The organism is Mammaliicoccus vitulinus, from assembly GCF_029024305.1.
Lineage (GTDB): Bacteria > Bacillota > Bacilli > Staphylococcales > Staphylococcaceae > Mammaliicoccus > Mammaliicoccus vitulinus.
In genome coordinates this window covers 2,413,298-2,434,763 of record NZ_CP118974.1, presented here as the reverse complement: position 1 = coordinate 2,434,763, position 21,466 = coordinate 2,413,298, and the positions used below count along the sequence as shown (strand labels likewise).

Below are 21,466 nucleotides of genomic sequence, written 5' to 3'. Positions count from 1 at the left end.
CTTTCGCTCCTTTTAGAAAATAATATCTTCTTTATAAGTCTATCATACTAGAAAGCGATTATATGACTCAACTCTTTACATTGTTGTGAAAGGAAAATATCATGAAAATGAAATTTATTGACATTGATTATCGATTTCAATTATTGGATAATGATTATAGAATCGATTTTAAAAATATTAACTAGGAGTAAAAATTTGTATAAATTAGAAAATGTATCAAAAAAATATAACGATAAGTATGCTGTTCAAAACTTTACTTTAACTATAGAATCAGGGTCTATAACAGGGATTGTAGGAAAGAGTGGATCAGGGAAATCGACTTTATTAAAGTTGCTTAATTTTATAGAGCAGCCAACTGAAGGTCAAATTATTTTTGAAGATAAAGCAATTAATGATGCATCTAAAAAGGTCATTCGAAAATATAAAGAAAAAATCGGTATGGTTTTTCAAAATTATAATTTATTGAATAACTTGAATGTTTATCAGAATATAGCTTTACCTCTGAAAATTATCAACAAAGAAGATCAGCATAAAGTGAATGAATTGATACAGTTTGTTGGCTTAGAAGATAAAGCGAAAAGCTATCCTTCACAATTATCTGGAGGAGAGAAGCAACGTGTTTCATTAGCACGCGCTTTAGTTAGAAATCCAGATATTCTATTATGTGATGAAGCAACGAGTAGTTTAGACGAGAACAACACTGAAACCATTATTAAAATGCTCAAAAATATTAATCATGAATTCAATATTACAATCATCTTTGTTACACACGAGTTGAGCGTTGTGAAACAATTATGTGAAAAAGTTTGTGTTATGGAGGACGGTCAATTGCTAGATATTATTGAGAATAGAAATAAAAGTGCAGAAAAGAACACTGCTTCTTATTTAGAAAACGTTAAACGGAGTATTGAAGGATGACTTTTTTAGAAAAAATCAATTATTATTTACCGGAACTGATTCAATCATTACAAGAGACTTGTATTATGCTAGGGTACTCAATGATTATGACTTTATTAATAGGTCTACCTCTAGGAATTGCATTGTTTTTATCGAATCCAAGTATTAGAGAATTAAATATCAACTATTATTGGTCTTTTAATTTCTTGATTACTTTTATTCGCTCATTCCCATATTTATTATTTGTAATCAGTTTAATACCATTAACGCGACTCATTTTAGGAAGTGCTTTTGGGCCTTATCCTTCTATAATACCGTTGAGTATTGTTGGTATCGCGATATTCTCAAGATTAGTTGAGCAAGTATTGCTAGATATACCTGGTGATATTAAGACGTTGGCAGAATCATTAGGCGCTACCAAACTAAAATATATTTGGAATTTTATATTAGTAGAATCACGTAGTGGTATTATATTAGCTTACACGACGACAACTGTGAGTATGGTTTCTTATTCAACTGTTATGGGCATTGTTGGCGGAGGTGGCATAGGAGATTTTGCTATTCGCTACGGTTACCAAAGTTATGAAAATGAAGTGATGTATTTTTCAATTATTATCATTATTATTAGTGTATTTATCATTCAAATGTTGGGGAACAATCTTTCCCGAAAATTAGACAAAAGGAAGTAGTGTAGATATGAAAAAAAGTTTATTTGTTTTTATATTAATGTTTAGTGTAATCATTTCTGGTTGTGGCGCGAATAAGAAAGACAATGAAGACAAAGTTATTAAAGTCGCTTCACAAGCACCTCCTATGACAGATGTTGTAAAAGAAGCAGCTAAAGAGGCTAAAAAAGACGGATGGGAAATCAAACTCGTACAAGTTAACGATAATGTTGCTTATAACGACATGGTTAGTAGTAAAGAAGCGGATGCAAGTTTCGCTCAGCATAAACCCTTTATGGAAAAATACAATAAAGAAAGAGATGCTAACTTAGCAACGATACAACCGATTTACGATGCAAAAGTAGGTTTTTATTCTAAAAAATATAAAGATATTAACGCGATACCAAAAGGAACTAAAGTTGCGATACCTAATGATATCTCAAACGAGGGAAGAGCTTTAGCAATTCTTGAAGAACAAGGATTAATCAAATTAAAAGATGGCGTTGGCGTCAACGGAACAACTAAAGATATTATAGAAAATCCTAAAGATTTTAAATGGTTAAAAGTAGACTTACTTAATTTAGCAGAAACTTATAGTGAGAAAGATGTATCGCTTGTTTATAACTATCCAACTTATATTTCAAAAATAGGATTAAAACCAGCTGACGCATTATTCTTAGAAAAAAATATTGATAACCGCTTTTCTATACAATTAGTTGCGAGAGAAGATAATAAAGATTCCGATAAAATTAAAGCATTAAATAAAGCAATGAAAAGTGACGCAGTGAAAAAATATTTAAAAGAACAACATAAAGATACATTAATACCGTCATTCTAAACGTACAATATTTACTTTTCGATATATATTGAATAAGTTGATTAATCGTATATAATTGATAATAGTTATCAATTAAAAGAAGAGGTGCAATAAATGAAAAAAATATTAAGCTTTGTGTTGTGTTTATCTTTATTATTGGCTGCTTGCGGGAATAAAAATGAAGCTTCTAGTAGTAAAAATGATAGCAAAGAAAGAACGTTTACTACTGAAAGCGGAGATAAAGTCAAAATACCTAAAAATCCTAAACGTATTCTATTGCTTACTGCTAATTATGGTAATCTGAAAAAATTAGGAGTAGAACCAATCGGGATAACGAGTGTATTTCCAAATTCGAAATATTTAGACATGAAAGATGTTAAAAAAGTGGATCCAGAAGATGTTGAAGCTGCAGCAAAACTTAAACCAGATTTAATTGTTACATATAAAGAGAACAAAAATAATAATAAGCTTTCAAAAATTGCACCGACTGTTTCATTAAAAGTACAAGATACTGATTATAAAGGTACGCATATTGAATACGGTAAATTAGTAAACAAAGAAGAAAAAGCAAAAAAACAAGCTGAAGAACTGTCAGATAAACTATTAAAAGATGGCAAAGAAATTAAAAAACATATTGGTGAAGATAAGACTGCATCAATAATGGACGTACAAGCAAAAGACATTTATCAATTCGGAGCTCGATTTGGTAGAGGTAGTGATGCCATATATGACGGGTTTAAATTGAAAGAAGATCCAGAAGCGAAAAAAGCAATGCCAGCTGAGAAATTCATGAAAGTTCCAAAAGAAAAATTTAATGATTATTCAGGTGACTACTTATTCATCCCAACTACAGATGGTAAGAAGCCTAATATAGAATTTACTGAATCAACAATTTGGAAAAATAATAAAGCAGTGAAAAACGGAAATGTTATTTATTATACAAGTGATGAAGCCATATATGGTGACTTAATTTCCGTTGAGAAACAAGCTGAAACATTTAAGAAAGAACTATTGAAAAAATAGAATATAATGTTGAAGCGTTTGAAATATCAAACTTTAATATATCTCCCAATCCATTGGATTTAACAATTGGATTGGGAGATTTTTATATGTCCTTTTGTAAAGTATGTCTAAAGGTAGTTTCGGATCTGTAGATTCATACATCTTCAATTGCGTAACTTAAAATGATATTCATACAATACTCATACTATCTTTACAAAAGGTTAACTTACGGTTGATACACTTCTTTATATAGCGCATTTAAAATCACTAGGGTTAATTAGGAGGAAGTGTACATATGTATAATCAGTCAATAGCAAAACGATTCTTAAGTGGTACAGCATGTATGATGTTATTATTAGGGATTTCGACATCTGGAACGGCAGAAGCAAGTGGATCAGGAAATCCGGGAGTAAGCACATTAGAAACAGTGGATAAGGCGAATGATTCTGAAATTAAAGTGACAGCTCAAAAGCCTGAGGTAGCACCTGTGCCGAAGAAAAATCAACCTAACCGTATTATTACGAACTTTAAAGGTGATACTAAAACGGAAATGGCTTTTAATTGGTATACAACTGATCAATTTAAAGATGCTAAAGTATGGGTTTCTGAAACGGGTCAATTTGATGACGCACGTTCCTTTGATGCTACATCTAAAAAAGTTAATTCCAAATATGTAGAGCGTGATAAGAATGGGAATTTCATCTTTGCAGATTTGGAAAAAGATGACGAAGGTGAACCAATTAAAGATGAGAATGGGAAAGAAAAGATAAAAGGCTATTACACAGATAAAAATGCTGAAGGGCCAGAATGGACACGCGGTGATAAACACGGAAAGTCAGAGTTAACGACAGTTCCAGAATATAGCTATAAAGCTGAAGCAAATGATTTAAAACCAAATACTACATATTATTATCGCGTTGGTAGTGCGAGTGGTCCTCAAAGTGAAGTTGGTCAATTTAAAACATCAGGAAACAAAGGAGATCACTTCCAATTTGTTCAATATACAGATACTCAAAATGCATACTGGAATGAAAATGTAAGGAATGAAGCGCAATTTGGTGCTGATACACTAAGTAATGCGATTCAAACAGCTGGTAACCCTAACTTTGCACTTCATACAGGAGATTTTGTAGAGACTGCTGAGATTGAAGACGAGTGGGGCGATTTATATGATCAATCACGTCCATCATTTATTTCATTACCGATAGCTTCTGCACCTGGTAATCATGATGAATATGCACTAAGCGAAGATGATGAAAAATTGTTAACGACTTATAACGATCATGTCAATGTGCCGAAAGAAAATAACGCAGTAAATGGTGGTTCATATTATTCATTTGATTATAATGGTGCACATATGGTTGTCGCTAATACGAATGACAATAAAAAATCAAAAGATAATCCAGATGAAAAAGCAATTGGGAAAGAGCAGATGGAATGGATTAAACAGGATATCAAAGATGCAAGAAAGAATGGTTCGAAATGGGTTATTTTAAACCTTCACAAACCGATGTATTCTAAATCTTATCATGCATTATCAGATGAAGATGTCGCTAAAATTCGTGATGAACTGACTAAACAAATCGATGATTTAGATGTTGATTTAGTGCTTCAAGGTCATGACCATGTACTTTCTCGTACTAAACCACTTGAACATACAACGACAAAAAATAGCTTTGTAAATGCGAAAAAAGAAGATGCGAAACAAATACGTGGCAAGGATAATGTGACGTATTATGATAATCCTAAAGGTTCTGTGTATGTATTACCTAACACAGGGGGAACTAAAGCATACGATAGCATTTATGATCGTCCGTTAGAACATATTAAAAAGGTAAGACCTGAATTAAAAGACTTAACACAAGAGCAATTAGATCACTATAATAGTTTGTTTGCATTAGGTGAGCAACCTCATAAAACAGATGCATTTAATGATAGTCATGAAAATAACCGTGATTCATCTGACCAAAACTTCTCAGTTTATGATGTATCAGGTGATGAACTCGTAGTTAAAATCTATCAATTGCATGGAGATATTAGTAAAGGTGAACAAAGACAAGTTAAATTAGTAGATGAATTCGGCATTAAGAAGTAAGCATCATTGTTAAAGTGATATCAACATAAACATGAGACGTCTCCTGCAAATAATTTTTTGTGGAGACGTCTATTTGTAAATAGAAGGAGAGATTATTTTGCAACATAAATTTAAATACTTGAGCGCTTTTATCATGTTAATTTGTTTAATAAGTGGTTGTAGTAATGAATCAACTGAAAAGAAAGAAACGCAGCATAAAATGGAAACAAACGAAGTTAAAGCTAAAGAAATTAAGTTGTCGGATAAAGAGAAAGATGCATTAAAGCAAAAAGTACTAAACTATGTTGACCAATATGGCGAAGAAAAAGGTTTAGCGATATCTAATCGTTATTTTAGCAGTAGTGAACACACTAAAGGTGATGGCTATGCAATGACTGAAGATGGAGAAATACAAATTACGAATCATGACAAACCAGGAGAAAAAGCTTTTAAAATACATAATGTTGTTGGGGTTTCTGCATATCATTCTAACAATCAAGTGAAAGGCTACGATGAACAAGCTCAAGATTTAACGAACATTCAAGGTTATAATGACGTGGCAGATGTGAGCAAACCAATTACTAAATATTTGTTTGCAGATAATGGGAAAGTATATCAACATCAATTTACTCAAAATGAAGATGTTACGTTATCTACCGGATTTGCCGCTAAAGATTATAATGGCAAAGATCCCAACTTAAAACCGAACGTTATGTTTACAGAGGTTAAAGATAAAGAATTAGTTCAAGAATGGAAAAAAATATTATCAAAATAAAAAATATAATGTCTGCTATTTTTACAAAGCCAATTCAAGGTTCGTATACGTGAAAATTTATGAAAAAATGTTATAATGATGAATGGAAAAATAATAGCAATCATATATAGGAGGCAATTATGTCTAATTTACTTAATGTCCTAAGTGACAAACTATCAGGTAAGAATGTTCGTATCGTATTACCAGAAGGTGACGATGCTCGTGTATTAACAGCAGCGGTTAAATTACAAGCTACAGATTTGGTTGCACCAATCGTACTTGGAAATGAAGAAAAAATTAAAGAAACTGCAGCTGGTGCTAATTTATCAATCGATGGCATCACAATTATCAATCCTGAAAAAAGCGAATTAAAAGCTGATTTAGTAGAAAAATTTGTTGAACGTCGTAAAGGTAAAGCAACTGTAGAACAAGCTGAAGAAGTATTAAACAATGTAAACTACTTCGGTACAATGCTCGTTTACACTAACCAAGCAGATGGACTTGTAAGTGGTGCTGCACATTCTACAGCTGATACAGTGCGTCCAGCATTACAAATCATTAAAACAAAACCAGGCGTTACTAAAACATCAGGTGTATTCTTCATGACTAAAGGTGAAGAACAATATGTATTTGGTGATTGTGCGATAAACCCAGAACTTAATGCACAAGATTTAGCTGAAATTGCAATCGAAAGTGCTAAAACTGCTCAAGCATTTGGCATGTCTCCTAGAGTTGCAATGTTAAGCTTCTCAACTAAAGGTTCAGCAAAATCACCTGATACTGAAAAAGTATCTGAAGCTGTTACAATTGCACAAGAAAACTTGAAAGAAACAGACTTGAAAGATGTTGTATTAGATGGAGAATTCCAATTTGATGCTGCAATCGTACCAGAAGTGGCTGCTAAAAAAGCACCAAACTCTGATATTCAAGGTGATGCAAACGTATTTATTTTCCCTAGCTTAGAAGCGGGTAACATTGGATATAAAATTGCGCAACGTTTAGGTGGATTTGATGCAGTTGGTCCTGTATTACAAGGCTTAAACGCGCCAGTTAACGATTTATCACGTGGCTGTTCAGCAGAAGACGTATACAGTCTTTCTATTATTACAGCTGCTCAAACAATATAATCATGGCAACTTTGCAAGATTATTTTACACAAGAATGGCGATACATTGACCACACTTCAGGACTGCAGCCGATGCAGTCCTTTAGTTTCGATGATACATTTTGTGATCAAGTAGGAAATGATAAAAGTCCAAGTGTCGTAAGGACATGGATACACAACCACGTCGTGATATTAGGTATACATGACTCTAGATTACCTTTTTTAAAGGATGGTATTGAATTTTTAAACGATGTTAAAGGATATAGTGCAATCGTAAGAAATTCAGGCGGTTTAGGCGTTGTGTTAGATAAAGGTGTCCTAAATATATCTTTGATTTTTAAAGGTAAGCATGATGTATCCATTGATACTGGATATGAAGTGATGTTACGTCTCATACGTGAAATGTTTAAAGAAGAAACAAATACTATTGAAAATAAAGAAATCACGGCATCATACTGCCCAGGTAGCTATGATTTAAGTATCAATAATAGAAAATTTGCAGGTATATCACAACGAAGAGTTAAAGGTGGTATAGCAGTACAAATTTATTTATGTGTTGAAGGGTCTGGAGCAGAACGCGCAGAAATGATGAAAGAATTCTATCAACATGCACTTAAAAACGAAAAAACAAAATTTATCTATCCAACAATCATTCCTGAAAGCATGGCATCATTAAATGAGTTGTTAGATAAAGAATATACGACCAATGACATACTGTTCAAACTGTTAGGAAGCCTAAAAACATTAGGCGCAACATTAAATATGAATCCCGTCACAACAGAAGAGTGGGCACTATATGATAAATATTTCGAAAGAATGATTGAGCGAAATGATAAAATGATTCGAAATATGAAAAAACAATAAAATGACATTCTCAAACAACTGTTAAGGTGGTATAATAATTTATTGCTAAAATAGAAAATGAGAAAGGTGGGGAAACAAATGCGAAATAAATTCCAAGTCTGCGATGATTGCCAAGCTGTCAATTTACCGTCACTACTGAAAAAATTAAAGAAATTAGATCCAGAAGCGGAAGTAGAAGTAGCATGTCAGTCTTATTGTGGACCGGGCAGAAGAAAAACATTCGCATTCGTTAATAACCGCCCATGTGCTGCATTAACAGAAGAAGAACTTATGGAAAAAATCCAAAAACAACTTCAAAAGAAACGCGATCCAGAAGAAGAAGAAAGATTGCGTCTTAGAAACGAAGAACGAAAACGCCGACAAAAAGAGCTCGACGACAAGTTGAATAAAAAGTTGAATAAATAAAAAGAAAATTACGAGCTGGAATCAGTTCGTAAAAAGAGATTAGGACATTATTCCCTTTCTCAAAAAAAAATCACCCAACCCGTTGTATTCCCTTTCGGATTGGGTGATTTTTATATTACTGATTTTGTGAAGTCCTTCTATGTTGCAAGATTGAGCAAACAAGCAACATAGAAGGTCCGAAAGTTGCAAGACTATCCAAACAAGCAACATAGAAGGTCCGAAAGTTGCAAGACTGACCAAACAAGCAACATAGAAGGTCTGTAAGTTGCAAGACTGACTAAACAAGCAACATAGAAGGTCTGAATGTTGCAAGACTGACTAAACAAGCAACATAGAAGGTCTGAATGTTGCAAGACTGACTAAACAAGCAACATAGAAGGTCTGTATGTTGCAAGACTAACTAAACAAGCAACATAGAAGGTCTGTATGTTGCAAGACTGAGCAAACAAGCAACATAGAAGTCTCTCGATAGAAATGAGTTGTTATTTTTTAGGAAAGCTACGATTTTGTAAAGTCCATGCTTGCCTGGGGGTATGGCTCGAGCCTGTAGTCTCTCACTCATACTATTCCCCCGGGCGTCCGCACTTTACAAAATCAGCACAAAAATGACGATTTAAGTATGTACAAAAATGTCTTGGATTAACTGTGGACTTAACTCACTACTTGGTCTATGTCTTGGATTAACTGTGGATTTAACTCACGAGTAGGGCAATGTCTTGGATTAACTTCTGGCTTAACTCACGACTTGGTCAATGTCTTGGATTAACTTCGGACTTAACTCACGACTTGGTCAATGTCTTGGATTAACTTCAGACTTAACTCACGACTTAGGCAATGTCTTGGATTAACTCCAGACTTAACTCACGACTTGGGCAAAGTCTTGGATTAACTTCGGACTTAACTCACGACTTAGGCAATGTCTTGGATTAACTCCAGACTTAACTCACGAGTAGGGCAATATCTTGGATTAACTGTGGACTTAACTCACGAGTAGGGCAATGTCTTGGATTAACTTTGGACTTAACTCACGACTTAGGCAATGTCTGTACTGAACCCAAAAAGTTGAACTTTTTTAGTATGATATTTTAAAGGTTTGTTTCCTGAATTTTTTAGGAGATAAGCCTTTTAATTTTGATTTGATTCTTTCATTATTATAAAAATGAATATAACGATGTATAGCTTGTTCTAGTTGCTGAAAATCTTCGAATTCTTGACCATAATACATCTCTTGTTTAAGTAGTCCGAAAAAGTTTTCCATAACTGAGTTATCTAAACAATTACCTTTTCTAGACATACTTTGAAATACTTTATTTGCTTTTAATAATTTAGTGTATTGCGAATGTTGATAATGCCAACCTTGATCTGAGTGTATCGTTAAACGATAGCTTAAATCTGGACGCATAGCTATCATTTCTTTTAGTGGATTGATGACAATCTCTAACGAAGGACGTTTTGAAATTTCAAAACTAATAATCTCCGAACTATATAAGTCCATAAAAGGAGATAAATATAATTTTTGGCCATTCTTCAACTTGAATTCTGTAATATCTGTCACTATTTTTTGAAAAGGGACATGTGTTTTAAATCTACGATTTATTATATTTTTAGCGACCTTACCAACTTTACCTTTGAATGATCGAAATTTACGCCCTCTATGCGTAAATTTCGAACAAGATAACCCTAATTCTTTCATTAATCTTCTTACTTTTTTATGATTTACTTTGATACCTCTATTACTTAAATCTTGTGTAACTCTTCGATAACCATAGGTATAATTAGATTCCTTACATATTTCTTTTATTACTTTAATCAGTTCATCATCTTTATTAGGTTTATTGAACTGATTTATCCAATAATAATATACAGATTTAGCTAATTTAGCGACTTTGAATAAAATACTCAATTTTATATTAAGTGTTTCGTGTAGTTCCGTAATGATCTTTACTATTTCTGATTTTTGCTTCCGTATATGTCGGTCAAGGCTTGTAACTTTTTTTGATAAGCAATACCTGCCTTTAACGTTTCAACTTCATTGCGAAGTCTTTCGAGTTCTTCACGTTCATTTTCATTTAGAGATGAATTTTTATTATCAGTTTCCGAATATTTTTTATCCATATTGATAGACCGTCCCTTTTGTTTATTAGCTAGATCAAGACGACACTTTTCATCAAATTGATGTTGCCAATTGGCAACCATTATAGGATTAATAATCTTAAAATGATTAGCTGTTTCTCGATAAGACAACATATTTTCTTGTCTAAATTTTATAACAGATAATTTAAATTCGCTAGTATAAACAGTGTTTCTTCTTTTTTCTTGTAAGCCATCTTCTCCAAACTCTTTATATTGATTGACCCATATTTGAATGACAGATGAACTGGAAATGTCATGTTTTAAGGTAAGTGCTTTATAACCTGATTGACCATCTAAGTACTCTTTTACTAATTTTAATTTAAAGTTAAAATCATATTTTTTTCTCATAAATAATGCACCCCTATAAGCTAGATTTGAGGTTCAACTTTTGGGGTGCACATCAGTCTTGGATTAACTGTAGACTTAACTCACGACTTGGGCAAAGTCTTGGATTAACTCCAGACTTAACTCACGACTTGGGCAAAGTCTTGGATTAACTTCGGACTTAACTCACGACTTGGGCAATATCTTGGATTAACTTTGGACTTAACTCACGACTTCAGCTATGTCTTGGATTAACTTTGGACTTAACTCACGACTTGGGCAAAGTCTTGGATTAACTTTGGACTTAACTCACGACTTAAGCAAAGTCTTGGATTAACTTTGGACTTAACTCACAAAGACTCAGGAGATATCATGCTCAACTTAAAAAAACAAATATTTATACAGCTGAAAAAGATTATAAACACATCTCATATTTACATGACAAACTTAGATATTAAATTTAAACTGTATGATGTGTTAACTTACTTAACAAATAATACATTTCTAAAGGGTTTTCGGGTATAATTAAGTATTCTGAATATTATAGTTTTTAATATATAAATGATATAATTATCTATAATGGTAGATATAAAGTTATTTAAAATCTACACAGTGAATATAGTGAAATACAGGGAAGATTCAAACTTAGAATAATAGACATCAAGTGTCTCACTTGATGTGGAAGGTAGATAGAGGAGAGATATTTATGGCAAATGTAAGAAAAGCAACGATAGAAGATTATTCAGGCATTAAAAATGTAGCATCTAAGGCTTGGTATGACACGTATACCAATATTTATACGGCTAGTACTGTGACGGCATTCTTAAATGCGTCATACTCTAAGGAGATGCTTCAGAAGCGTATTAATGATTCGGATTTCTTTGTCGCAGAAGATGGTAATAAGATTGTTGGTTTTGCTAACTTTATTAAAGGTACGGAGCTATATCTATCGTCTCATTATGTTCTACCTGAAGCGCAGCGTGAGGGATATGGTCAAGCGCTCCTTTATGCTGGTCTAGATCAATATAAAGGTTTATACAATGAGGTTTACTTAGAGGTTGATGGCAAGAACGATATTGGTATTGCCTTTTATAAAAAGGAAGGCTTTGAAGTAATACGTGAGTACGAAGAGTTATTGTTTGGCGATACAATGTGTACAACGCTAATGAAAAAAACTTTTTAGGAGGTCGTTTGTAATGGAACAATCACTAAATAAATGGGTTTCTCAGTTTTATGAAGCATATGAAAATAAATCAATTATTCCAAATGGTATTTTACCTTCGAATATTACTGAATATGCGGCATACGATATTCAAGAAGGTGTGTTGCAACGTAAGGAAGAGACGGAGATTCATAAAGGCTATAAAATTAGTTTAACGAGTCAAGAAACGAGAAATATATTCTCATCAGCGACGCCTTTATATGGCGCGATGGGTGAGACGACTATTTTTGGTCCACGTATTTATTTAAATGATTTAAACGAACCTTTAGCAGAATTAGAATTAGTCTTTATCGTGCAAGAGGAATTGACGGAAGAAGACAGTTTAGAAGACATTATGAATAAATGTCTTATTGCTCCAGGAGTCGAAATTCCAGATTCTCGATTTTCTAATTGGTTCCCTAATTTAACTGTCACGGAGATTATTGCAGATAGTGCGGTTAGTGGTGGCATTATTTATGGTGAACCTAAGAAATTAACATATGAAGATATTGATAATATAAAAGGAACATTGTTGTTAGATGGTAACGAGATTGCATCAGGTTATAGTACAGAAGTAGAAGGTCATCCTGCTAAAGCTGTTCAATGGCTCATTTCTAAAATTAAAGAATATAACCGTTCTTTAACGCCTGGAATGTTTGTATCAAGTGGGACATTTATTTTACCAAAACCATTAACAAAAGGTGTTTATAAAGCAGAATATGAAAATGTGGGTGACATTGAATTTACGGTTGAATAATGAGAAGAAATGGAGGGAACAGAGTGACACAGGAAGCTTATGGAACAAAAAAATTACCTGAAGAAAAAGTTTTTAAAGATCCTGTTCATCGTTATATACATGTTAGCGATCAATTAATATGGGATCTAATTAAAACGAAAGAATTTCAACGCTTAAGAAGAATTAAACAACTTGGAACACTTTATTTATCTTTCCATACAGCTGAGCATAGTCGCTTTGGACATTCATTAGGTGTCTATGAAATTGTGAGAAGAATGGTAGACGAAGTATTTGATGGAAGACCATCTTGGGATAATAAAGATAGACCACTTGCGTTATGTGCAGCATTATTACATGACTTAGGTCATGGTCCATTTTCTCATTGTTTCGAAAAAATATTTTTAACGGATCATGAAGCTTTTACTCAGTTGATTATTAAAGGTGATACAGAAGTTAATGAAGTGTTAAGAAGAGTGTCGCCTGATTTTCCAACTGAAGTGGCAGAAGTAATTAACAAAACACATGAAAATAAATTAGTCATTTCAATGATTTCTTCTCAAATAGATGCAGACCGAATGGACTATTTACAACGTGATGCTTATTTCACGGGTGTGAGTTACGGTCAGTTTGATATGGAGCGTGTATTACGTTTAATGCGACCTTCTAAAGACGAAGTGCTTATTAAAGAAAGTGGTATGCATGCAGTAGAGAACTTTTTGATGAGTCGTTATCAAATGTATTGGCAAATTTATTTCCATCCTGTAAGTCGCGGTGGAGAAGTGTTGCTTAATAGATGTTTCAAACGTGCAAAAGCGCTCTATGACGAAGGGTATTCATTTAAAGAAAAGCCTAAATATTTAATTCCATTTTTTGAAGGTGACGTCTCTATTGAAGACTATATACGTTTAGATGAAACAGTCGTCATGTATTATTTAGAAGAGTGGACTGAAGAAGGTGATCAAATATTGAGCGATTTGAGTAAGCGCTTTGTGAATCGTGATTTATTTAAATATTTACCTTTTGATGGTTCTATTATTACGATTGGTGAACTGACAGATTTATTTGAAAAGGGCGGTATCGATCCAGAGTACTACTTTGTTTGTGATTCTTTTTCTGACTTACCGTACGACTATGATCGACCAGGCTCAAATCGACAACCGATTCATTTGTTGCAAAAGAGTGGTCACATTAAAGAAATTAGTAGTCAGTCTGTTATCATTCATAGTATTACAGGTATTAAACGACTTGATTATAAATTGTATTATCCAAAAGAATTAATTTTAGAGATGGAAGATGAAGATATTAAAGGAGATATTATTAATCTATTAAATGAACTCGTATAGATTACAAACTTGAATGTCAGTCTGATACTCTAGTATGATGTAAACATGAATTAAATGAGGTGAAACAAGTGGCTGAAAAGAAAGGATTTCAATTTAACATCATTAAAAATGACCCATTGGATGGCCATAAAGGTACAAATATTGGTTCAATCAGTTTAGATAATGTTGCACCTGTATTTGTTGATGTAGCTGAAAAGACGGCCTTTATAGATGTTGGCGCAATGCACGCAAGAGCTGAAGTAGAAAAGCGTGTGAAATGGGTTAAAGATATAGAAGAAGTAAAAGGCGAAGAAGCGAAAGAATATTGGCTATGTTGGGTTACAACGGAACGTGGCGAACAAGGCCCTTATTATGCAGGTTTAACAGGTTGTTACTTAATGGTTAACAAACCTAAAAAACGTGGCTATAAAAGTATGCCAGAACACGTTAATATGATGGATAGATCTATGAAACATCATGTGAAAATTGACCAAATTGGTGATGAAAATAGAATTGTCCTTAAAAAATTCCTTCAAGAACATAGTGAAGAGATGTGGCGTAACAGCAGTGACGAATTAAAATCATCACTTGCGGTTGATTAAATATGTCTAATTTGTGACTTAATTGTGAATTCTAATAATTCAACTAAATAGCTATTGTCTTTTCACAATTTCATAAGTAAAATAGTTGATAGCTACTATAGCTAGGACACTAAAAAAAGCAGGCGCTTTTAGCCCTGCTTTTTTTAATTTTATTTGTCAAATATGCTATAATGAGAGACGTTCTTAAACGGTGAGGTGGCCAACTATGGAAGAAAATATTCATATTAATATTAAACAAGTCGTAAAACAAAATGGCGAAAAGTCAACGTTTCAAACGAATACTTCCGGTACATATCATAGAAGAAATAGTGATATTATTAGGTATGAAGAAACGATTGATAACCAAATAGTAAAAAATATGCTTAAAATAGAAAATAATGGCGTGAAGATTCACCGTACTGGCGCTGTTAAAACTGTATTTCATTTTGTCGAAGGGCAAGAGACAATCAGTTATTATGATACAGAAGCTGGACGCATGACTATGAATGTCAAAACATTGTCCATTAAACATGATATAGACGATATTAAGGGCAAACTGAGGATACATTATCAATTAAGTGACCAAACAGGTTTACTCGGAACATATCAATTTCAAATTAATTATAAGGAGATAAATGAATGAATATTATTGACCAAGTTAAAGAGACATTAATTGAAGAAATTAAAGCAAGTATATTAAAAGCTGAACTTGTTGATTCAGTTCCAGAAATCAAAATAGAAACGCCTAAAGATCCAACAAATGGTGATTACGCTTCAAATATTGCAATGGTGTTAACTAAGCTTGCCCGCAAAAACCCACGCGAAATTGCAAACCAAATTGTAGAAAATTTAGACACGACTAAAGCAAACGTTAAAAAAGTTGAAATCGCTGGCCCAGGATTTATTAATTTTTATTTAGATCAACAATATTTAACAGACATTATCAAAACGGCTTTAACTAAAGGTGAAGCGTTTGGTAAATCAGAAGCACGTAAAAATGAAAGCATCATTGTTGAATATGTTTCAGCGAATCCAACAGGAGATTTGCATATTGGACATGCACGTAATGCAGCTGTAGGTGACACGTTATCAAATATTTTAAATGCAGCAGGTTATGATGTTACACGTGAATATTATATAAACGATGCAGGTAAACAAATTGAGAATTTAGCGCACTCTATTGAAGCACGATATCATCAAGCTTTAGGATTAGACGCAGAATTACCTGAAGATGGTTATTACGGAAAAGACATTATCTCTATCGGTAAAGACTTAGCGGAAAAGCATCCTGAAATTAAAGACCAACCTAAAGATGAGCGTATTAAAACGTTCCGTAAACTTGGTTTAGATTATGAAATGGTTAAATTGAAACAAGACTTAGCTGATTTTAATATTCATTTTGATAACTGGTTTAGTGAAACATCATTATATGAGACGAACAAAATTTCAGTAGTGTTAGATAAGATGACAGCGTTAGGATTTACTTATGAACAAGATGGCGCAACATGGTTGAAAACAACTGAATTTGGTGATGATAAAGATCGTGTACTTATTAAACAAGATGGTACGTATACGTATTTCTTACCAGATATTGCATATCATTATGATAAAGTTGATCGTGGTTATGACAAGTTAATCAACTTGTTTGGTGCAGATCATCATGGTTATATTAATCGTCTAAAAGCTTCTTTAGAAACTTTCGGAGTAGATTCAAAACGTCTTGAAATACAAATTATGCAAATGGTAAGATTATTACAAGATGGTGTTGAAGTGAAAATGAGTAAACGTACTGGAAATGCCATCACTTTAAGAGACATTATGGATGAAGTAGGCAATGATGCTGCACGTTACTTCTTAACGATGCGTAGTCCGGATACACACTTTGATTTTGACATGGAACTTGCGAAGAAAAAATCACAAGATAATCCTGTTTACTATGCACAATACGCACATGCTCGTATTTCTTCAATTATTCGTCAAGCTGAAGAAAAAGGTATCACAATTGATCAAAACGTGGATTTATCATCTATATCACATGAAAAATCTTATGATTTATTGAAAAAAATTGCTGAATTTGAACCTATGATTATTGGTGCTGCTGAATCACGCAGTCCACATCGCATCACAAATTATATTCAAGATTTAGCTGCACAGTTCCATAAATTCTACAATGCAGAAAAAGTATTAACTGATGATATAGATAAGACAAAAGCACACTTAGCTTTAATTGAAGCGGCACGTATTACACTACGTAATGCACTAGCTTTAATTGGCGTTTCAGCTCCAGAATCTATGTAATTAAATAAATTGTCTTAATTGAGGTGCAGCTCAATCTTATTTGAGCTGTGCCTTTTTGTGTACCATTTTTTAATAAACATGACTAGGAGAGATGTTATGAAAGGAATAAAAGTCATTTATTTGATTTTTGTGGCGATGATTATATTATCAGGTTGCCAAAGCGGTCAATCTAATCATGATAACGACACAAAGCAAGAATCAACTGATAAAAAGGAATATAAGCGCATTGTTTCGCTTATTCCAAGCAACACTGAAATATTATATGCGTTAGGACTTGGAAATAGAGTGGTTGGTGTCTCTACAGTCGATGACTATCCTAAAGATGTTAAGAATAAAAAGCAATTTGATGCATTTAAATTAGATACAGAAGCACTGCTGAAAACTAAACCAGATTTGGTATTAGCACATGAATCTCATAAATCTACTCAAGAAAAAGATTTAAAAAAATTGAGTGATGCAGGTATAAAAGTTGTTTACATAGATGATGCAAATTCTATTGATGAAATGTACGATACATTTAGACAAGTTGGTAAAGTGACTGGCAAAGAGCAAGAGGCTGATAAACTTGTAGATAAAGTTAAAAATGAAATGGCAGATGTGATTAAAGAAGTGCCTAAAGATCAGCAAGGTAAAAAAGTCTTTATGGAAATATCTTCACAACCAGACATTTATACATCTGGAACGCATACATTTTATGATGATATGTTAAATTCTATAAAAGCAGAAAACATTTATCATGATCAAGAAGGATGGATTAAAACAGATAAAGAAAATATTTTGAAAAGAAATCCAGACGTGATGATTACGACTAGTGGACAAAGTGAAGAGGAATATCAACAATTAAATAACAATAGAGCTGGCTTTGATCAAGTTAATGCTGTTAAAGAGAAACATGTTCATGCTTTAAACGCAGATATGATTTCAAGACCTGGACCAAGACTTGCTAAAGGATTAAAAGAACTTTTAAATAAAGTTTATGACTAAAAGCGCTAAAATCTATGGACTGATCGCATTATGGTTTCTCATTCTATTGTTTGCTATTACGATTTCTTTGTTTGTAGGGTCAACAGGTGTCACTTGGAAAATTGATAATCAACTTGATTGGACGATATTTTATAAGTTAAGAATTCCTAGAACTTTATTAGCATTAATTGCAGGTATGGGACTTGTAATAAGTGGACAAATTTATCAAACGATTTTAAATAATCCTTTGGCAGATAGTTTCACATTAGGTTTAGCAAGTGGTGCAACATTTGGAAGTGCGTTAGCAGTATTTATAGGTGTGTCTGTATGGTTTGTACCATTATTTTCGATTTTCTTTAGTTTATTAACACTTATTGTAATTGTATTCATTACAGAAACGATGGTTAAGACGTTTCATGTCGCAACGATGATATTATCAGGTATATTTATAGGCGCTTTTTTCAATTCTGCGCTTTATATCCTCTTATTATTAAAACCGGATAAAGTGAACAGCATGGTTTCTTATATGTTTGGTAGTGTTTCTTCAGCTGAAAAATTAACTGTGGAAATAACAGGAGGCGTTACACTTATTTGTATCCTCATTTTATTTGGAATGAGTCACTTCATTAAAATGATTCAATTAGGAGACGATAAGGCTATTACGCTTGGTGTGAATGTGAGGCTCATTTCATGGTGTTGTTTATTAATCGCAGCAATCATGACAGCGGTCATTATTAGCTTTACAGGTATTATAGGGTTCATTGGCATGATTGTCCCTCAAGTGGTTCGTAGAGTCTATAAAGTGCCTATTAGTATTCAGATGATATTAAATTTACTAATAGGTGGGTCTTTATTACTCATTGCTGATACAGTTGGCAGAGTCATACTCAGTCCAATACAAATACCTGTTGGAATTGTCTTATCAATTATTGCGATACCGATCATGATGTATTTAATGATCACAGAACAACGAAAAAAAGAAAATCATTAAACACACAATTTCTAATACAAATTTATAATGAGAATGGCGACACCAATCCTTTAATGTTCATTTTGAAGGATTGGTGTTTTCTATTATAAAATTTGTATTGCTTTCTTTATGGAATAGTTTAAAATGTTTCTATGAAAGGGATGATGACATGTGTTCGTGTGATATTCAAGCGATTATTTTTGATTTAGAAGATACGCTTGTAGATCGTGAGAAATCACGAATAAAATTTTTGGAAGAACAATTTGAACGATTTCATGAATTGATGGTTACAGTCCAAAGACGTGATTTTGAAAAGGTATACTTAACATTGAATCCCTATGGTTTAGAAGATATTGAATGGGTATACCGAGAATTAGTGAAAAAATTAAACATAGAAAGAATTTCATGGAAAACTTTTTATAATGATTATAAAATGCATCATTATAGATATCATTTTCCATTTTATGATACGTTGTTTGCACTAGAAAAACTGCGAAATATGGGTTATAAGTTAGGCGTTATCGCTAACGGTAAAAGTGAAGAGATTACACATGTTATGAATGCGATTGGCATTTATCCATATATCCATTATGTTTCAATTTCTGATGAAGTAGGTGTTAAAAAGCCAGACCCTATGATATTCGAAGATATTATGAAACATCTAGGTGTTTCAGCTGAAAATGTGATGTATGTTGGAGATTGCCCTTTAAATGACATCGCGGCTGCGCATGCTATGGGTATGAAGACTGTATGGATGGCTAATGCTGTTATCGGGACACCAGAGGAAAATGAATTGAATTATACGATTGAAAGTTTAAGTGATTTAATAGGCGTTTGTAATAAAATAGAAAGAGGTGAAGCATGATGAATTTATTTTTAACTAAAGAAAATGTTGCGATTCATTATAAAACTAGAGGTAATGGGTATCCTGTCATTTTATTACATGGCGTTTTTCAAGATATGGATGTTTTTACGCCTTTAATTAAAACATTAAGAAAGCAATATCAAGTTATTTCCATTGATTTAAGAGGCCACGGTTTAAGTGACACACCTCATGATAGTCGCGTAGATGATTATATTTCAGATATACAACAATTGCTTAGTGCTTTATTTATTAACTCAGCTTATGTTATTGGTTTAGAACTTGGCGCAACAATTGCAACAGGCTTAACGTATAAAAACCCAGATCTGATAAATGGTATGGTTTTGATAAATCCAACTGACGATCATACGACATTCCCAGATAATCGTATTTATGATCGTCATGCAGATGAAATCAGAACAATGTCTGATCACGAAAAAGAAAAATATTTATTAAAATTTAGATATAAAAATATTAAACAGGCTAAAAAGTTTGTTAAAACGCATATTCCAACGAATGATTTACAAACGATGGAAGAGGAAATCACGGTTAAGCGCTCATTTAAAGATTTTGATATTATTTCATTATTACCAGATATTAAAACGCGTACACTTATCATTTCTGGGTTACATGATGGAAAGATATTATATAGTGAGGGCGAGCGAATGAGTCAATTGCTACCTAACGCTGATTTTAAACTGTTTGAACAATCTGGAGAATTGCCTTTCGTTGAGGAAAAAGAAAAATTTCTAAAAGTGCTCACTGAATTTTTAGATTAAATTACAGCGTATTAATCTCTTTGTTACACGTTTGTAATAAAAGTGGTCATTTTGTAATGTGTATGTTATAATAATGCCAGTAAAAGCATAACATATAAGACACAGAATGAAGGAGAACCTCATATGAAAAAATGTCTCTTAACGATAGTGATGACACTTATGGTTTTACCATTTTCACCGTTTGCTGAGGCAAATGCTGCAACTAATAATCAATTAGATATTAACGAGGATAATGTACAAACTTACAAAGACGGTACAGTAGCAATCGAAGATATTAAAATTGGTGACAAGATTTCTAAAATTAAATCTAAATATCCTAACGTAATGTTTTCGTACTCTGATGATAGTAATGATAGAGAGAATTATTACGAATTTAATACTGATAATGGACATATGATTATTACAGCAAAAGTCCAAGGCAATAAAGAAACTGTGAAAAGAATTACAATGGTTTACGATGATTTAACAAATGTGAATTTGGATTCACTTGTTTCGTTACTAGGTGATAATACGACTAAACGTGTACAAAATAATAAATACACTGGTGGTTATGCTTACGTGAACAACGAACAAGCGCACTTCCAACTTTCTAAAGCAACACCAAACAGTAAACAGTTTAAAGTATATCGTATTGATTTAGGTAAATACTAAATAAATGACGAATCTAATCCCCCGTTATGTAATATACATATTGCATAATGGGGGATTAATTTA

General features: G+C 32.9%; 22 protein-coding genes. 20 read left to right on the top strand and 2 right to left on the bottom strand.

Going from position 1 to position 21,466, the window contains the following annotated elements; all coding sequences use genetic code 11:
* The first annotated feature begins 195 nt into the window (after window positions 1-195).
* From PYW35_RS12200 to PYW35_RS12160, 9 genes are all read left to right on the top strand, one after another.
* A complete protein-coding gene (locus PYW35_RS12200) occupies window positions 196-918 on the top strand; it encodes an ATP-binding cassette domain-containing protein (RefSeq protein ID WP_103322676.1) in 723 nt (240 codons plus the stop codon).
* A complete protein-coding gene (emtB, locus tag PYW35_RS12195; RefSeq protein ID WP_103322677.1) occupies window positions 915-1,586 on the top strand; it encodes a metal ABC transporter permease EmtB in 672 nt (223 codons plus the stop codon). The genes PYW35_RS12200 and emtB overlap by 4 nt, the downstream gene beginning before the upstream one ends.
* Before the next feature lie 7 nt (window positions 1,587-1,593).
* Entirely contained in the window at window positions 1,594-2,400 is an 807-nt protein-coding gene (locus PYW35_RS12190) for a MetQ/NlpA family ABC transporter substrate-binding protein (RefSeq protein ID WP_103322678.1), read from the top strand.
* Window positions 2,401-2,493: 93 nt separating this feature from the next.
* Window positions 2,494-3,402, top strand: coding sequence for an ABC transporter substrate-binding protein (locus PYW35_RS12185; protein WP_103322679.1), 909 nt, complete (start codon window positions 2,494-2,496; stop codon window positions 3,400-3,402).
* Between the two features lie 274 nt (window positions 3,403-3,676).
* Window positions 3,677-5,476 carry a purple acid phosphatase family protein gene (locus tag PYW35_RS12180; RefSeq protein WP_103322680.1) on the top strand — a complete coding sequence of 600 codons (1,800 nt, stop codon included), beginning with the start codon at window positions 3,677-3,679 and terminating at the stop codon, window positions 5,474-5,476.
* Between the two features lie 97 nt (window positions 5,477-5,573).
* The gene (locus tag PYW35_RS12175) at window positions 5,574-6,230 is read left to right on the top strand and encodes a hypothetical protein (RefSeq protein WP_233709595.1); all 657 of its coding nucleotides are present in this window, start codon (window positions 5,574-5,576) and stop codon (window positions 6,228-6,230) included.
* Window positions 6,231-6,349: 119 nt separating this feature from the next.
* Window positions 6,350-7,336 carry a phosphate acetyltransferase gene (pta, locus tag PYW35_RS12170; protein ID WP_103322681.1) on the top strand — a complete coding sequence of 329 codons (987 nt, stop codon included), beginning with the start codon at window positions 6,350-6,352 and terminating at the stop codon, window positions 7,334-7,336.
* A gap of 2 nt (window positions 7,337-7,338) precedes the next feature.
* Entirely contained in the window at window positions 7,339-8,178 is an 840-nt protein-coding gene (locus tag PYW35_RS12165; protein WP_103322682.1) for a lipoate--protein ligase family protein, read from the top strand.
* Window positions 8,179-8,256: 78 nt separating this feature from the next.
* The gene (locus PYW35_RS12160) at window positions 8,257-8,583 is read left to right on the top strand and encodes a YuzB family protein (RefSeq protein ID WP_016912389.1); all 327 of its coding nucleotides are present in this window, start codon (window positions 8,257-8,259) and stop codon (window positions 8,581-8,583) included.
* A 1,072-nt stretch (window positions 8,584-9,655) separates the two neighbouring features.
* On the opposite strand, the gene PYW35_RS12155 is transcribed toward PYW35_RS12160, so the two are convergent.
* Both PYW35_RS12155 and PYW35_RS12150 read right to left on the bottom strand, forming a co-directional pair.
* Window positions 9,656-10,519 (bottom strand): IS3 family transposase, encoded by an 864-nt coding sequence (locus PYW35_RS12155; protein ID WP_233709614.1) that lies wholly within the window; start codon window positions 10,517-10,519, stop codon window positions 9,656-9,658.
* An 8-nt stretch (window positions 10,520-10,527) separates the two neighbouring features.
* Window positions 10,528-11,064, bottom strand: a complete 537-nt coding sequence (locus PYW35_RS12150; RefSeq protein ID WP_103323507.1) for a helix-turn-helix domain-containing protein — start codon at window positions 11,062-11,064, stop codon at window positions 10,528-10,530.
* A 682-nt stretch (window positions 11,065-11,746) separates the two neighbouring features.
* On the opposite strand from PYW35_RS12150, the gene PYW35_RS12145 reads away from it, so the two are divergent.
* From PYW35_RS12145 to PYW35_RS12095, 11 genes are all read left to right on the top strand, one after another.
* Entirely contained in the window at window positions 11,747-12,223 is a 477-nt protein-coding gene (locus PYW35_RS12145; RefSeq protein WP_103323525.1) for a GNAT family N-acetyltransferase, read from the top strand.
* Between the two features lie 13 nt (window positions 12,224-12,236).
* Window positions 12,237-12,998 carry a 2-keto-4-pentenoate hydratase gene (locus PYW35_RS12140; RefSeq protein ID WP_107536941.1) on the top strand — a complete coding sequence of 254 codons (762 nt, stop codon included), beginning with the start codon at window positions 12,237-12,239 and terminating at the stop codon, window positions 12,996-12,998.
* Between the two features lie 23 nt (window positions 12,999-13,021).
* Complete coding sequence (locus tag PYW35_RS12135; protein ID WP_103323366.1) at window positions 13,022-14,320, top strand: HD domain-containing protein; 1,299 nt, start codon at window positions 13,022-13,024, stop codon at window positions 14,318-14,320.
* A gap of 68 nt (window positions 14,321-14,388) precedes the next feature.
* Entirely contained in the window at window positions 14,389-14,901 is a 513-nt protein-coding gene (locus PYW35_RS12130; protein ID WP_016912468.1) for a YwhD family protein, read from the top strand.
* A 205-nt stretch (window positions 14,902-15,106) separates the two neighbouring features.
* Entirely contained in the window at window positions 15,107-15,523 is a 417-nt protein-coding gene (locus PYW35_RS12125) for a YwiB family protein (RefSeq protein WP_103323367.1), read from the top strand.
* Window positions 15,520-17,178, top strand: coding sequence for an arginine--tRNA ligase (gene argS, locus PYW35_RS12120; RefSeq protein ID WP_103323368.1), 1,659 nt, complete (start codon window positions 15,520-15,522; stop codon window positions 17,176-17,178). Before PYW35_RS12125 ends, argS begins: the two co-directional genes overlap by 4 nt.
* A gap of 96 nt (window positions 17,179-17,274) precedes the next feature.
* A complete protein-coding gene (locus tag PYW35_RS12115) occupies window positions 17,275-18,162 on the top strand; it encodes an ABC transporter substrate-binding protein (RefSeq protein ID WP_103323369.1) in 888 nt (295 codons plus the stop codon).
* Window positions 18,155-19,132 carry a FecCD family ABC transporter permease gene (locus PYW35_RS12110; RefSeq protein WP_016912472.1) on the top strand — a complete coding sequence of 326 codons (978 nt, stop codon included), beginning with the start codon at window positions 18,155-18,157 and terminating at the stop codon, window positions 19,130-19,132. The genes PYW35_RS12115 and PYW35_RS12110 overlap by 8 nt, the downstream gene beginning before the upstream one ends.
* A gap of 148 nt (window positions 19,133-19,280) precedes the next feature.
* On the top strand, window positions 19,281-19,976 hold the full coding sequence (locus PYW35_RS12105; protein WP_103323370.1) for an HAD family hydrolase: 696 nt from the start codon (window positions 19,281-19,283) through the stop codon (window positions 19,974-19,976).
* Window positions 19,973-20,752, top strand: a complete 780-nt coding sequence (locus tag PYW35_RS12100) for an alpha/beta fold hydrolase (protein ID WP_103323371.1) — start codon at window positions 19,973-19,975, stop codon at window positions 20,750-20,752. The genes PYW35_RS12105 and PYW35_RS12100 overlap by 4 nt, the downstream gene beginning before the upstream one ends.
* Before the next feature lie 123 nt (window positions 20,753-20,875).
* Window positions 20,876-21,403 carry an SA0570 family protein gene (locus PYW35_RS12095; RefSeq protein ID WP_016912475.1) on the top strand — a complete coding sequence of 176 codons (528 nt, stop codon included), beginning with the start codon at window positions 20,876-20,878 and terminating at the stop codon, window positions 21,401-21,403.
* Window positions 21,404-21,466: the final 63 nt, after the last annotated feature.

Excerpts from the sequence above, each read along its gene's own strand:
- emtB (WP_103322677.1), top strand. The coding sequence starts at position 915 with ATGACTTTTTTAGAAAAAATCAATTATTATTTACCGGAACTGATTCAA.
- PYW35_RS12190 (WP_103322678.1), top strand. The coding sequence starts at position 1,594 with ATGAAAAAAAGTTTATTTGTTTTTATATTAATGTTTAGTGTAATCATT.
- PYW35_RS12185 (WP_103322679.1), top strand. The coding sequence starts at position 2,494 with ATGAAAAAAATATTAAGCTTTGTGTTGTGTTTATCTTTATTATTGGCT.
- PYW35_RS12180 (WP_103322680.1), top strand. The coding sequence starts at position 3,677 with ATGTATAATCAGTCAATAGCAAAACGATTCTTAAGTGGTACAGCATGT.
- pta (WP_103322681.1), top strand. The coding sequence starts at position 6,350 with ATGTCTAATTTACTTAATGTCCTAAGTGACAAACTATCAGGTAAGAAT.
- PYW35_RS12165 (WP_103322682.1), top strand. The coding sequence starts at position 7,339 with ATGGCAACTTTGCAAGATTATTTTACACAAGAATGGCGATACATTGAC.
- PYW35_RS12160 (WP_016912389.1), top strand. The coding sequence starts at position 8,257 with ATGCGAAATAAATTCCAAGTCTGCGATGATTGCCAAGCTGTCAATTTA.
- PYW35_RS12150 (WP_103323507.1), bottom strand. The coding sequence starts at position 11,064 with ATGAGAAAAAAATATGATTTTAACTTTAAATTAAAATTAGTAAAAGAG.
- PYW35_RS12145 (WP_103323525.1), top strand. The coding sequence starts at position 11,747 with ATGGCAAATGTAAGAAAAGCAACGATAGAAGATTATTCAGGCATTAAA.
- PYW35_RS12140 (WP_107536941.1), top strand. The coding sequence starts at position 12,237 with ATGGAACAATCACTAAATAAATGGGTTTCTCAGTTTTATGAAGCATAT.
- PYW35_RS12125 (WP_103323367.1), top strand. The coding sequence starts at position 15,107 with ATGGAAGAAAATATTCATATTAATATTAAACAAGTCGTAAAACAAAAT.
- argS (WP_103323368.1), top strand. The coding sequence starts at position 15,520 with ATGAATATTATTGACCAAGTTAAAGAGACATTAATTGAAGAAATTAAA.
- PYW35_RS12115 (WP_103323369.1), top strand. The coding sequence starts at position 17,275 with ATGAAAGGAATAAAAGTCATTTATTTGATTTTTGTGGCGATGATTATA.
- PYW35_RS12110 (WP_016912472.1), top strand. The coding sequence starts at position 18,155 with ATGACTAAAAGCGCTAAAATCTATGGACTGATCGCATTATGGTTTCTC.
- PYW35_RS12105 (WP_103323370.1), top strand. The coding sequence starts at position 19,281 with ATGTGTTCGTGTGATATTCAAGCGATTATTTTTGATTTAGAAGATACG.
- PYW35_RS12100 (WP_103323371.1), top strand. The coding sequence starts at position 19,973 with ATGATGAATTTATTTTTAACTAAAGAAAATGTTGCGATTCATTATAAA.
- PYW35_RS12095 (WP_016912475.1), top strand. The coding sequence starts at position 20,876 with ATGAAAAAATGTCTCTTAACGATAGTGATGACACTTATGGTTTTACCA.